The sequence below is a fragment of the Pseudomonas sp. N40(2020) genome, assembly GCF_014472415.1.
Lineage (GTDB): Bacteria > Pseudomonadota > Gammaproteobacteria > Pseudomonadales > Pseudomonadaceae > Aquipseudomonas.
In genome coordinates this window covers 1-12,427 of sequence record NZ_JACSZV010000062.1, presented here as the reverse complement: position 1 = coordinate 12,427, position 12,427 = coordinate 1, and the positions used below count along the sequence as shown (strand labels likewise).

Genomic DNA, 12,427 nt, shown 5'->3' with positions numbered 1-12,427 from the left:
GACTTGCCAACCTGGATGCCTGATGAACCTCCGTACCATTCTGATCCTTGGCGCCTTGAGCGCCTTCGGTCCTTTAGCGATCGACTTCTATCTGCCGGCATTCCCGTCGATGGCGCTGGCGTTTGGCACCGATGAAAAACACGTTCAACTGACGCTGGCTGCGTATTTCCTCGGCCTGTCGATTGGTCAACTTCTATACGGCCCGGTGGCAGATCGTTTCGGTCGGCGGATTCCGCTGCTCACCGGCGTTGGGTTATTCACCGTCGCGTCACTGGCCTGTGCTTATGCACCGAATCTCGAATGGCTGATCGGCGCGCGTTTTGTCCAGGCGCTGGGCGGTTGCGCGGGGATGGTGATTGCCCGGGCGGTGGTCAGCGACAAATGCGATGCGGTGGGCTCGGCGAAGGTGTTCTCGCAATTGATGCTGGTGATGGGCCTGGCACCGATTCTGGCGCCGATGCTGGGCGGGCTGCTGGTCAACACCACAGGCTGGCAGTCGATCTTCCTGGTGTTGACCGGGTTCAGTGCATTGGCGGGCTTGGCCGTGGCCCTCGGTCTGCCGGAAAGTCTGCCTGACCATGTGCCGCGCCAGCCGTTGTCCGGTGCACTGCGTCAGTACGGCCGGCTGTTCAAGGATCGGGTATTTCTCGGCCACGCCCTGACCGGGGGTATCGCCGTCGCCGGGATGTTTTCCTACATCGCCGGTTCGCCGTTCGTCTTCATCAAACTTTACGGCGTGCCGGCCGAGCATTTCGGCTGGTTGTTCGGCACCAACGCGGCGGGTTTCATTCTGGTGGCTCAGGTCAATGCGCGGCTATTGGCCAAACGCGGTCCGGCCTTTCTGCTGGTGCGTGCAGTGTGGGTGTACCTGTTGGCGGGTGTGGCATTGCTGGCGGTCAGTGCGCTGCACACCGAAGCGCTGTGGCCGCTATTGATTCCGTTGTTCATCTGCATTGCATCCTGCCCAACGCTTCGGCATGTGCAATGAACGGCCAAGGAGCTCGGGCCGGCAGTGCGTCGGCGCTGATGGGCTGCTTGCAATTCAGCGTCGCATCCGGCGCCGCTTCGCTGGTGGCAATCCTGCACGACGGCAGCGCCATGCCGATGGCCATGGTCATCAGCCTGTGCGGGTTGTTGGTCGTGAGCGTCGCGATGCTCACCCGGCGTTTGCAGAATGCCCGGGCACTGGCGCAAGCCGCTGCGTAAGGTGACTCAGCCGGCGGCGCGCTGCTGGCTGCGGTCGGGAAACTGGTGCGGCGCGCAAATTCGCGCTTCGAGGGTGCGGGTGAAGGCCAGGGCTTCGGCTTCACTGCGGAATGTCACGGCGTGCTGGTCGAGTCGAACCTGCCATTGAGACTTTGCCACTTCTTTTATCAGGATCTTCATTGCTGACCTCCCTTACGTAAAAGATGTACCGCAGAGGTTTCGATTGTAGACCCGAATACGATCGCAATTGTGACAACGGTCAAGCATCTGACTGACGGCAAAAAAAGACCGCAGCCCATGCAGGCGCTGCCGCAGGCTGCGATCTTCTGCTCTTCAGAAACCTTCTAAAACAATTTTCCCCTTGGCTTTGCTGCTCTCCAGCAGCTCATGTGCCCGGCGCAGATTGGCCGCGTTGATCGTGCCGAAGTGCTCGCCGACCGTCGTCTTCAACGTTCCCGCATCAATCAGCTTGGCCACGCGGTTGAGCAGGTTGTGCTGCTCGATCATGTCTGGTGTCTCGAACAGCGAGCGGGTGTACATGAACTCCCAGTGCAGCGACAGGCTCTTGCGTTTGAGCTTGGTCACGTCCAGCGACTTCGGATCATCGATCAATGCCAGTTTGCCTTGCGGCGCCAGTGCTTCGACCAATTGATCCAGATGCTGATCGGTCTGGGTCAGGCTGGCGACGTGGGTCACGTTGTCAATGCCCGCGCGTTTCAGTTCCTCGCTCAACGGCTGGCTATGGTCGATCACCAGATCCGCGCCCAGCTCCGTGACCCAATCACGGGTCTGCTCGCGCGATGCAGTACCGATCACCTTAAGACCGGTCAGTTGCTTGGCCAATTGAGTGAGGATCGAACCAACCCCGCCCGCCGCGCCGACGATCAGCAGGCTCTGGCCTTCATCGGTTTGGCCTTCGCCGATTTGCAGGCGTTCGAACAACAACTCCCACGCGGTGATCGCAGTCAGGGGCAGGGCGGCGGCTTCGGCGAAACCGAGGGACTTGGGCATATGGCCGACAATCCGCTCATCGACCACGTGCAATTCGCTGTTGCCGCCCGCACGGGCGATGGAGCCGGCGTAGAAGACTTTGTCGCCAGCCTTGAACAGTGTCACTTCACTGCCAACCGCCTTGACCACACCGGCCACGTCCCAGCCCAGCACTTTCGCGGCGCCACCTTCAGGGGCTACGTTCTGCCGTACCTTGGTGTCCACCGGGTTGACCGAGATGGCTTTGACTTCCACCAACAGGTCGCGCGGGCCGGCCATCGGCTCTGGCAGTTCGATGTCTTGCAGGGCTTTTGCGTCGCTGATGGGCAAGGAAGCGTAATAGGCAATGGCTTTCATGAGTGGCTCCGAACAGTAAGTAATGCAGGGCAAATTCGATGGGACAGATGATTGGCTATTTCTTCACAAGATAAAACCGGCTAAAACCGCAGTCTCTTTCAATGTTTTTTTGATAATCGAGGCTGTGGATGCTGCGTTTCGATGATTTGCAGTTGTTTGTCCGGGCGGCGGATCTGGGCAGTCTGTCGGCGGCGGCGCGGGTGATGGACATGTCCGCCGCCGTGGCCAGTGCGGCGCTCAAGCGTATCGAACAGCAACTCGGTGCGCGCCTGCTGGCCCGTTCGACGCGCAGCCTGCGCCTGACCGCCGAGGGCGAAGGTTTTCTCGAATACGCCCGTGCGGCATTGAGTAATCTCGATGAGGGCCGGCGGTTACTGGCCAGTGGACAGGAACAGGTCAGCGGGATTTTGCAGCTGTCGGCGCCCTCGGACTTCGGCCGCAACTTGTTGTTGCCATGGCTCGACGAGTTCCAGCGCGAGCACCCGAAACTTACCGTACGCCTGCTGCTCGGCGACCGTATCGCCGATCTGTTTCGCCAGCCCGTGGACATCGCTCTGCGCTATGGCGAGCCGGAAGACTCCAGCCTGGTTGCCCTGCCTGTCGCCCCGGACAACCATCGCGTGCTCTGCGCATCACCGGCCTATCTGGCGCGGCACGGCGAACCGCGTCAGCTCGAACAACTGGCTCAGCACAATTGCCTGTTGTACATGCTCGGCAGTCGGGTTCATGACCACTGGAGTTTCCACGACGGTAAACGCGAGGTCGGCCTGACGGTCAGTGGCGACCGATTCAGTGATGACGCCGACGTCGTGCGTCTATGGGCGGTGGCAGGAGCGGCAATTGCCTACAAGTCATGGCTGGATGTGGGCGCCGATGTCCTTGCCGGGCGCCTCAAAGTGCTGCTGCCAGAGCTGCTGTGCGAACGCGCTCCGCTGAATTTGCTGTGCGCCCATCGCGCACAATTGAGTAAGCCGGTGAACCTTCTGAGGGAAATGCTCGCCAGCCGATGCGCTGAATTGAGTAGTCAATTTCCCGCTTTCCAGAAACTTGATCATTAGTCGCAGCTAAATAGAGAAATTTCTGTCAGGAACAATCACCACCCGTGCAGGCTTAGGCGCGGGACGGGGCTTGCATCCCGCTTATACTAGCGCCCGCCTCATGCCGGTACCGAAACATGGCCCGAACGCCGTCAATGCCGAACTGCCACTGTTTGGATCAGGGCTGCATTTCGTCGCCGGGTTCTGTGCCGGAACATGTTATGTCAACGGCCTGCCTTGCCCCGGTTCAGGGCGATTTTCGCGTCTTGGCCGCCGACCCATTACTGGTCAAGATGTCTGCGAGCAGTAGACGATACGATTCCACAGGGAGTGAATACATGGAACATGCACCTTGCATCAGCCAGATCGCCACGTTGCTGGCCGACCCCAAGCGCAGCGCGATGATGTGGGCGTTGATGGACGGCTCGGCCCGGCACACCGAGGAGCTTGCGCTACTGGCAGGGCTGTCGCCGTCGTCGGCCAGTGCGCATCTGGCACGGCTGGCCACCGGCGGTCTGTTGAAGGTCGAAGTCCGTGGTCGCAAACGGTTTTTCCGTCTCTCGGCGCCGGAGGTCGGGGCGGCGATAGAAGCCCTGGCCAGCGCCACCATCGCCAGTGCCCCGCGGGAAATACCCGAAGTATTCAAGCGCGCCACACCCATGGCCAAACCTCAGGCAGCGCCTTCTTCGCTGTTGCGCGCACGCTTTTGCGATGACCACCTGGGCGGCACGCTGGCTGCCGATCTGTACCAGCGCCTGCTCGACGCCGGCTGGATCGAACAGCTTGAACAGCGCGTGGTGGTGACGCAAAAAGGCGCGAAACAATTGGCCCTTCGCGGGGTATTCATCCAGGCACTCGCCCATCGCAATGTACAGGTAGCCTGTGCCTGCCCGGACTGGAGCGAGCGTCGTCCGCACATGGGCGGTTCACTCGGCGCGGCGTTGCTGCAGTTGTTCATGCAGTCCGGTTGGCTGACGTTGCCCAATGACTCAAGAGCCCTGCAGTTGACGGCCACCGGACAGCGCGAGTTGCACCGTTTCGCCCGGGAAACCGAGCTGGAAATGGCGTTGTAGAGCGATTGAGAAGGACGTCGGGCGTTACGGCGTCGTCTACGACTGCGAGCAGGTCGCATCCAGTACTAACTCTGAATCACCATCGCGCACACTCGATCCGGGGACTTTTCGGATGGGGGAGGCGGCATGGACACTCAAGGCTTCAGCGCGGCAGAACGTTTGGAACGGCTGCCGATCAGCGGTTATCACCGGATTATTTTCATCATCATCGCCTTGGCGTTTTTCTTCGACTCCATGGATCTGGCGATGATGACGTTCCTGCTCGGTTCGATTAAAGCCGAGTTTGGTCTGAGCAGCGCGCAGGCGGGTCTGCTCGCCAGTTCGAGCTTCTTCGGCATGGTGCTGGGCGCGTCGCTTTCCGGCATGCTCGCCGACCGCTTCGGGCGCAAACCGGTGTTTCAGTGGAGCATCGTTCTCTGGGGAGTGGCCAGTTACCTGTGCTCGACGGCGCAAACGGTCGAGACGCTGACGCTGTTCCGCATCCTGCTGGGGATCGGCATGGGCATGGAGTTTCCCATTGCGCAGTCGATGTTGTCCGAGCTGATTCCGGCGCAACGGCGCGGTCGCTACATCGCATTGATGGATGGCTTCTGGCCGCTGGGTTTTGTCGCGGCCGGGGTGCTGTCGTACTTCCTGTTGCCGGTGATTGGCTGGCGCGACATCTTTCTGGTGTTGGCGGTGCCGGCGGTGTTTGTGCTGGCGATCCGGTTTTTCATACCCGAGTCACCGCGCTGGCTGGAGCAGGCCGGGCGTCATGGAGATGCCGATAAAGTCTTGAGCGGGATCGAAGAGCGCGTGCGATCGTCCCTTGGCGTTGCGACATTGCCTCAACCGCTGCGCCTGCCGCGAACCGTGACGCCTCCGGGCAACTTTTTCTCGGCGCTGAAGCAGATCTGGTCGCCGCAATACCGCCAGCGCACAACGATGATCTGGAGCCTGTGGTTCTTTGCGCTGCTGGGTTTTTACGGGCTGACGTCGTGGCTCAGTGCATTGCTGCAACAGTCGGGTTTCGCCGTAACCCAGTCGGTTTACTACACCGTGCTGATTTCTCTCGGCGGGATTCCCGGATTTCTGATGGCCGCGTGGCTGGTGGAGCGCTGGGGACGCAAACCGGTGTGCATCGTCACGTTGCTCGGCGGCGGGGTGATGGCGTTTCTCTACGGGCAGAGCGCGGTGTTTGGCGGCAACGTGGCCTTGCTGATCAGCACGGGATTGCTGATGCAGTTTTTCCTGTTTGGCATGTGGGCGGTGCTCTACACCTACACGCCGGAGTTGTATCCAACCTCGGCTCGGGCGACAGGCTCGGGGTTTGCCTCGGCGATTGGCCGTGTGGGTTCCTTGCTCGGGCCGTTGATCACCGGGCTGGTGTTCCCGATCACCGGGCAGGGTGGGGTGTTTGCGTTAGGCGCGTTGTGCTTCGCGATTGCGGCGGGGGTGGTGTGGCTGTTCGGGATGGAGACGCGAGGCAAGACGCTGGAAGAGCTGACAGAGTCGACATCGGTATAAATGTGGGCGCGAGCAAGCTCGCTCCCACATTGGATCTTCAGCGTTATTACGGTTTTACCAACCGCGCATCCAGGCTGTTCTGGGCCAGGCGCTTGGCCTGATCCTGGGTCATGTCCAAATGCTCGTACAGCGCATGGAAGTTCTCTGTGACATAACCGCCGAAGTACGCCGGGTCATCGGAGTTCACCGTGACTTTCACGCCACGTTCGAGCATGTCGAGGATGTTGTGCTGCGACATGTGATCGAACACGCAGAGCTTGGTGTTCGACAGCGGGCACACAGTCAACGGAATCTGCTCGTCGATGATCCGCTGCATCAGGCGCTCGTCTTCGATGGCGCGCACGCCATGGTCGATGCGCTGGATTTTCAGCAGGTCTATGGCTTCCCAGATGTATTCCGGCGGGCCTTCTTCACCCGCGTGGGCGACGGTCAGGAAGCCCTCGTGGCGAGCACGGTCGAACACGCGCTGGAACTTGCTCGGCGGATGGCCCATCTCGGAACTGTCCAGACCGACCGCGACAAACGCGTCACGGAACGGCAGCGCCTGGTCGAGGGTTTTCTGTGCTTCTTCTTCGCTCAAGTGGCGCAGGAAGCTCAGGATCAAACCGCTGGTGATACCCAGTTGCTGCTCACCATCTTTCAAAGCGGCGGCGATGCCGTTGAGCACCACTTCAAACGGGATACCCCGGTCGGTGTGGGTCTGCGGATCGAAGAACGGTTCGGTGTGAATCACGTTCTGCGCTTTGCAGCGCAGCAGGTAGGCCCAGGTCAGGTCGTAGAAATCCTGGGAGGTGCGCAGCACGTCGGCGCCCTGGTAATACAGGTCGAGAAATTCCTGCAGATTGTTGAAGGCGTAAGCCTTGCGCAGGGTTTCGACGTCATTCCACGGCAGGGCGATCTTGTTGCGTTCGGCCAGGGCGAACAGCAGCTCGGGCTCCAGCGAGCCTTCCAGATGCAGGTGCAGTTCAGCCTTGGGCAGGGCGTTGAGCCAGTCGTACATATTCTTTTCTCATCAGGTGCAATGGCGGCATTCTACAGATGCTCGCCGAAACAATTGGCAAAACCTGACCAACCGATCCGTCACACCGCTTCCTGTTCCCGCCGATAGGCGTAGGTATCGGCGAAGCGCGACAGCAGGAATTCGGCGCAAGTGGTGGTCGGATATTTCGCCGGGTGCTGTGCGTCCTGGCAACCGGGCAGGCATTCGATGCGAGTGTCCGGGTGCGGTTCGGCGAAGAACGGCATCGAATAGCGATCCACCCCGAGCGGGCTGTTCACCCGATGTGGCGTCGAGCGATAACGGTCGTTGCTCCAGCGCGCCATCATGTCGCCGAGGTTGACCACGAAGGTGCCGTCAATCGGCGGCGCATCAATCCATTCACCGTTGACGTTCTTCACTTGCAGGCCACCGGCGCTGTCCTGATAGAGCAGGGTGATGCAGCCGTAATCAGTGTGCGCGCCGGCACCTTGCTGTTCGGCGGAACTGGCGGTGTGGCGCGGTGGGTAGTGGATCATCCGCAGCACACTGACTGGCTCATTGAAACGGCTGTCGAAGAAATCACGTTCAATGCCGAGGGCAATGGTCATGGCGCGCAGCAGGGTTTGCGCGAGGGCCTGCATGTCGAGGTAATGCTGCTCCATCAAGGTTTCCCATCCCGCTTGCGCAGGATGGCGGTTCGGCCCGCGCAAGGGTTTTTCTGCCAGTACCTCAGGATGGTTCGCCGGCAGGTGCAGGCCCATGTCGAAGGTTTCTTTCAGGTCGCTGGGTTTATCCGGGTCGAGTTGTTCGGTGGCGATGGCGCCATAGCCGCGATGGTGGCGGGTCTGGGTGATATCGATCTGAAGTTTTTCCTGCGCAGGTCGCGCAAAAAAGCGTTGCGCATGGTCGAGCAGGGCGTCGATGCGCTGCGCCGGGATAGGATGGCCCTTGATATAGAAGAAGCCCCACTCGCGGCAGGCCTGGTCGATTTGTGCGGCGACGGCGGGCCAGGCGTTCTGGTTGTCGCTGTAGAGCGGGCTGATGTCGATGATGGGAAGCTGATCCATACACAATCCTTGGGGCGGTGAGTTTCCAATGTGGGAGCGAGCCTGCTCGCGAAGAGGGCGTGTCAGACAACATCTTTGTTCAATGACACACCGCTTTCGCGAGCAGGCTCGCTCCCACAGGGTTTTGTGTAGTGAGTAAAAATTACTTCGGCATCTCGGCCTTCATGCCTTCCACGTAATAGTTCATCGACGCCAGTTCCGCCGTGGTCGCACTCACACCTGCCGGGATTTTCTCGACCCCGGCCTGATCCTTGATCGGCCCGGTAAACGGTTGCAACGCGCCGCTCTTGATGTCGGCAATGATCTGCTCGGCTTCGGCTTTAACCGGCGCCGGCACCAGATCGCTGATCGGCAATTCAACCGTGCCTTCTTTCAGCCCGCCCCAGTAATCCTGAGACTTCCAGGTATGGTCGATGACGCTTTGAGTCGCCTGAATGTAGTGAGGAGCCCAGTCGTTGACGATCGAGGTCAGCACCGCTTTCGGGCCGAAGTGCGCCATGTCCGAGGCATACCCCACCGCATACACCCCACGGCGTTCAGCCGCCTGAATCGGTGCCGGGCTGTCGGTGTGCTGGAACACCACGTCGACACCCTGGTCGATCAGTGCGTTGGCCGCATCGGCTTCCTTGCCCGGATCGAACCACGAGTTGACCCACACCACTTTGATCTCGGTGCCGGGGTTGTACTTGTTCAGGGCCAGTTGAATCGCGTTGATGTCGCGGATCACTTCCGGAATCGGGAACGAGGCGACATAGCCGATCTTCTTGGTCTTGGTCATCTTCGCCGCGAGGAAACCGCCGACGTAGCGGCCCTCGTAAGTGCGCGCCAGATAGGTGCCGAGGTTCTTGTCCTGCTTGTAACCGGTGGCGTGTTCGAAGGTCACTTTGGGAAATTGCTTGGCGACTTTCAGCGTCGGGTTCATGTAGCCGAAAGATGTGGTGAAGATCAGGTCGTACTTGTCCTTGGCCATGTTGCGGATCACCCGCTCGGCGTCGGCGCCTTCGGCAACGTTCTCCACGTAGTTGGTGGTGATCTGTGAGCCGAGCTTCTCCGCCAGCGCCTTGCGCCCCTGTTCATGCTGATACGTCCAGCCGTGGTCGCCGATCGGGCCGATGTAGACGAAACCGACCTTCAGCGGATCGGCAGCGCTGGCGCTCAGGCTGATCCCCAGACCGATAGCGGCGCACAGCAGTTTGTGCAGCGGACGTATTTGCATGAATTGGAGCTCCATTTTGTTGTGTGTGGTCAGCACCAATGCAAATTGCTGACCAACAGGACAAAAAATCAAAAGATCGCAGCCTTCGGCAGCTCCTACATTGGATCGGCGTACTCCTGTAGGAGCTGCCGAAGGCTGCGATCTTTTCAGGCCGGAACCAACGCAGTGCAACTCTGCGAATTCACGCCATCCACTGGTGCGCTAAGGTGTAACGAAACGTTAGCGCCGCCCCGCAGTCAGTAGCTCATTCGCACTCTTCGGTAAAAAGGCCCGCAATGCTCTCAATCCTCAAGCAAGAAAGCTTTCTTGTGCTGGCCCTGCTCGCCGCACTTGTCGCCTATCCACTGGAACACTGGATGCTGCACAGCGGCCAGATGGTTGCGCTGATTTCAGGTCTGGTACTGATCGCTTTCATCGTCGCCGCCTCGATGCGTGTCGCCCATCAAGCTGAACTGCTGGCGGAAAAAGTCGGCGATCCCTACGGCACGATGATCCTCACCCTGGCCGCCGTGCTGGTGGAAGTGGTGATCCTGGCGATCATGATGAGCAACGAAGCCTCGGCGACGCTGGTGCGCGACACTATCTATTCCGCAGTGATGCTCGACATCAACGGCATCCTCGGCCTCGCCGCGCTGATGGGCGGGATCAAGCACGGCGAGCAGTCCTACAACGATGATTCGGCGCGCAGCTACAGCGTGATGATCCTCACCGCCATGGGCGTGTCGATGGTGGTGCCGGAGTTCATTCCCGAGGCCAACTGGAAGATTTATTCGGCGTTCACCATCGGCGCGATGGTGGTGCTTTACGCGTTGTTCCTGCGCATGCAGGTCGGGCCGCACAGCTACTTTTTCAGCTACAGCTACCCGGACAAACGCCGCAAAAAAGAGCCGATGGAGCAGGAGCCAAAACCGGTCAGCCTGGCACTATCGATCGGGATTCTGGTGGCGGGTGTAGTGGTGATCGGCGCACTGGCCGAGGTGATGTCCAAGACCCTTGATCTGGGTTTGGAAGGCACGGGGGCGCCGCCGGTGATCACGGCGATTCTGGTGGCGGCGATCTCGGCCGCACCGGAGATTTTGACCGCGTTGCGCGCCGCATTGGCCAACCGCATGCAGTCGGTGGTCAACATTGCGATGGGCGCGTCACTGTCGACGGTGATTCTGACCGTGCCGGTGATGGAAGCGATGGCGCTGTATACCGGCCAGCCGTTTCAGATGGCGATGACACCGGTGCAGACGGTGATGATTTTCCTGACGCTGATCGTCAGCGCGATCAACCTCAATGACGGCGAGACCAATGCCATTGAGGGCATGACGCACTTCGTGTTGTTTGCGACGTTTATCATGTTGTCCTTGCTGGGCCTCTAACGACGGATGATCGTTCCCACGCAGAGCGTGGGAACGATCAGATTGGGAAAGATCAGGTACCAGCAATCAACTGGCGAGCAGCTTGGCTGTGATCGGCAATCAGGCCTTTCAGATCCAGCCCTTCAACCTGACCATCGATGACACGCCACTTGCCGCCAATCATCACCCGATCAGCCCGATCTGCGCCGCACAACAGCAACGCCGAAATCGGATCATGGCTACCCGAGAAACGCAGCTCATCGAGCTTGAACAACGCCAGATCCGCTTGCTTGCCCACCGCCAGTTCGCCAATGTCGGTACGCCCCAACAGGCTCGCCGAACCCTTGGTTGCCCAGCCCAAAACACGTTCCGGAGTGATCTTCTCGGCGCCGTAACGCAGGCGCTGGATGTACAGCGCCTGACGCGCTTCAAGGATCATGTTCGACGCATCGTTGGACGCCGAACCGTCGACGCCCAGGCCAAACAGCGCACCGGCGTCGGTCAGGTCGATACTCGGGCAAATGCCGGAAGCCAGGCGCATGTTCGAACTTGGGCAATGGCAAATGCCGGTGCCAGCCTGACCGAGGCGGGCAATTTCGTCCGGGTTGAAGTGGATGCCGTGGGCCAGCCAGGTACGCGGGCCGAGCCAGCCGACGCTGTCCAGATAATCGACGGTGCGCAGGCCGAAGCGTTGCAGGCAGAAATCTTCTTCGTCGAGGGTTTCGGCCAGGTGCGTGTGCAGGCGCACGTCGAGTTTGTTCGCCAGTTCGGCGCTGGCCGACATGATTTCCGGCGTCACCGAAAACGGCGAGCACGGCGCCAAAGCGATCTGGATCTGCGCGCCGTCACCGCGCTCGTGGTACTCGTGAATCAGGCGCTGGCTGTCGTCAAGAATCACCTGACCTTCCTGCACGGTCTGTTGTGGCGGCAAGCCACCGTCCTTCTCGCCGAGGCTCATCGAACCACGGGTCAGCATGGCGCGCATGCCCAGTTCACGCACGGTTTCGACTTGTACGTCGATGGCGTTTTCCAGACCGTCCGGGAACAGATAGTGGTGGTCGGCGGCGGTGGTGCAGCCCGACAGCAGCAATTCAGCCAAAGCCACTTTCGTCGCGAGGGCGAGTTTTTCCGGGGTCAGGCGCGCCCACACCGGGTACAGGGTTTTCAGCCACGGAAACAACGGCTGATTGACTACGGGCGCCCAGGCGCGGGTGAGTGTTTGGTAGAAGTGGTGATGGGTGTTGATCAGGCCCGGCAGGATCACGTGTTCGCGGGCGTCGAACACTTCATTGCATGGCGCGGACGGCTGCTGACCGGCAGCCAGTACTTCGACGATCACACCGTCTTGCAGCACCAGACCGCCACGGGCATCGAGCTCGTTGGACGTGAAAATGGCGAGGGGATTTTTTAACCAGGTACGGATGGCAGGCATCTTGGCCGGCTCCTCTGAAAGTTGGGTTCAGGGTTGCCAGCTCAGTGTTGCCCTGTCTGCTGATCCAGGGTCGCCGCATGGACGAGGTGCGGAGTTTCAAACAAAACGTTGCGACGGGCAAGCCCCAACCGACCAGACACCACGATCCCCTGTAGGAGCTGCCGAAGGCTGCGATCTTTTGATCCTGTTTTTAGAATCAAAAGATCGCAGCCTTCGGC

10 protein-coding genes and 1 pseudogene are annotated in these 12,427 nt (G+C 60.2%); 5 read left to right on the top strand and 6 right to left on the bottom strand.

What is annotated here, in order from left to right; translation table 11 throughout:
- Window positions 1-22 precede the first annotated feature (22 nt).
- A pseudogene (locus IAI51_RS26390) lies at window positions 23-1,206 on the top strand (multidrug effflux MFS transporter).
- 6 nt (window positions 1,207-1,212) lie between these two features.
- Here IAI51_RS26390 and IAI51_RS26385 read toward each other — a convergent pair.
- Together IAI51_RS26385 and IAI51_RS26380 are read right to left on the bottom strand one after the other, a co-directional pair.
- Window positions 1,213-1,386, bottom strand: a complete 174-nt coding sequence (locus IAI51_RS26385; protein WP_163024159.1) for a hypothetical protein — start codon at window positions 1,384-1,386, stop codon at window positions 1,213-1,215.
- A gap of 153 nt (window positions 1,387-1,539) precedes the next feature.
- Entirely contained in the window at window positions 1,540-2,553 is a 1,014-nt protein-coding gene (locus IAI51_RS26380) for a zinc-binding alcohol dehydrogenase family protein (protein WP_187681142.1), read from the bottom strand.
- Window positions 2,554-2,681: 128 nt separating this feature from the next.
- Here IAI51_RS26380 and IAI51_RS26375 point away from each other — a divergent pair, with 128 nt between their 5' ends.
- From IAI51_RS26375 to IAI51_RS26365, 3 genes are all read left to right on the top strand, one after another.
- A complete protein-coding gene (locus IAI51_RS26375) occupies window positions 2,682-3,611 on the top strand; it encodes a LysR family transcriptional regulator (RefSeq protein WP_187681141.1) in 930 nt (309 codons plus the stop codon).
- Between the two features lie 317 nt (window positions 3,612-3,928).
- The gene (locus IAI51_RS26370; RefSeq protein ID WP_187681140.1) at window positions 3,929-4,663 is read left to right on the top strand and encodes an ArsR/SmtB family transcription factor; all 735 of its coding nucleotides are present in this window, start codon (window positions 3,929-3,931) and stop codon (window positions 4,661-4,663) included.
- Between the two features lie 126 nt (window positions 4,664-4,789).
- A complete protein-coding gene (locus IAI51_RS26365; RefSeq protein WP_187681139.1) occupies window positions 4,790-6,169 on the top strand; it encodes an MFS transporter in 1,380 nt (459 codons plus the stop codon).
- Between the two features lie 46 nt (window positions 6,170-6,215).
- On the opposite strand, the gene IAI51_RS26360 is transcribed toward IAI51_RS26365, so the two are convergent.
- The 3 genes from IAI51_RS26360 to IAI51_RS26350 form a co-directional block, all read right to left on the bottom strand.
- On the bottom strand, window positions 6,216-7,169 hold the full coding sequence (locus tag IAI51_RS26360) for an adenosine deaminase (protein WP_187681138.1): 954 nt from the start codon (window positions 7,167-7,169) through the stop codon (window positions 6,216-6,218).
- Between the two features lie 80 nt (window positions 7,170-7,249).
- On the bottom strand, window positions 7,250-8,215 hold the full coding sequence (locus IAI51_RS26355) for a 2-oxoglutarate and iron-dependent oxygenase domain-containing protein (protein WP_187681137.1): 966 nt from the start codon (window positions 8,213-8,215) through the stop codon (window positions 7,250-7,252).
- Window positions 8,216-8,357: 142 nt separating this feature from the next.
- Window positions 8,358-9,431 (bottom strand): BMP family ABC transporter substrate-binding protein, encoded by a 1,074-nt coding sequence (locus IAI51_RS26350; protein ID WP_187681136.1) that lies wholly within the window; start codon window positions 9,429-9,431, stop codon window positions 8,358-8,360.
- Window positions 9,432-9,706: 275 nt separating this feature from the next.
- Between IAI51_RS26350 and IAI51_RS26345 the strand changes: the two genes are divergently transcribed.
- Window positions 9,707-10,798, top strand: a complete 1,092-nt coding sequence (locus tag IAI51_RS26345; protein WP_187681135.1) for a calcium:proton antiporter — start codon at window positions 9,707-9,709, stop codon at window positions 10,796-10,798.
- 52 nt (window positions 10,799-10,850) lie between these two features.
- On the opposite strand, the gene IAI51_RS26340 is transcribed toward IAI51_RS26345, so the two are convergent.
- Window positions 10,851-12,209 carry an 8-oxoguanine deaminase gene (locus tag IAI51_RS26340; protein WP_187681134.1) on the bottom strand — a complete coding sequence of 453 codons (1,359 nt, stop codon included), beginning with the start codon at window positions 12,207-12,209 and terminating at the stop codon, window positions 10,851-10,853.
- Window positions 12,210-12,427: the final 218 nt, after the last annotated feature.

Coding starts and splice junctions, on each gene's coding strand:
- IAI51_RS26350 (WP_187681136.1), bottom strand. CDS start 9,431: ATGCAAATACGTCCGCTGCACAAACTGCTGTGCGCCGCTATCGGTCTG.
- IAI51_RS26345 (WP_187681135.1), top strand. CDS start 9,707: ATGCTCTCAATCCTCAAGCAAGAAAGCTTTCTTGTGCTGGCCCTGCTC.
- IAI51_RS26385 (WP_163024159.1), bottom strand. CDS start 1,386: ATGAAGATCCTGATAAAAGAAGTGGCAAAGTCTCAATGGCAGGTTCGA.
- IAI51_RS26355 (WP_187681137.1), bottom strand. CDS start 8,215: ATGGATCAGCTTCCCATCATCGACATCAGCCCGCTCTACAGCGACAAC.
- IAI51_RS26340 (WP_187681134.1), bottom strand. CDS start 12,209: ATGCCTGCCATCCGTACCTGGTTAAAAAATCCCCTCGCCATTTTCACG.
- IAI51_RS26375 (WP_187681141.1), top strand. CDS start 2,682: ATGCTGCGTTTCGATGATTTGCAGTTGTTTGTCCGGGCGGCGGATCTG.
- IAI51_RS26370 (WP_187681140.1), top strand. CDS start 3,929: ATGGAACATGCACCTTGCATCAGCCAGATCGCCACGTTGCTGGCCGAC.
- IAI51_RS26380 (WP_187681142.1), bottom strand. CDS start 2,553: ATGAAAGCCATTGCCTATTACGCTTCCTTGCCCATCAGCGACGCAAAA.
- IAI51_RS26365 (WP_187681139.1), top strand. CDS start 4,790: ATGGACACTCAAGGCTTCAGCGCGGCAGAACGTTTGGAACGGCTGCCG.
- IAI51_RS26360 (WP_187681138.1), bottom strand. CDS start 7,169: ATGTACGACTGGCTCAACGCCCTGCCCAAGGCTGAACTGCACCTGCAT.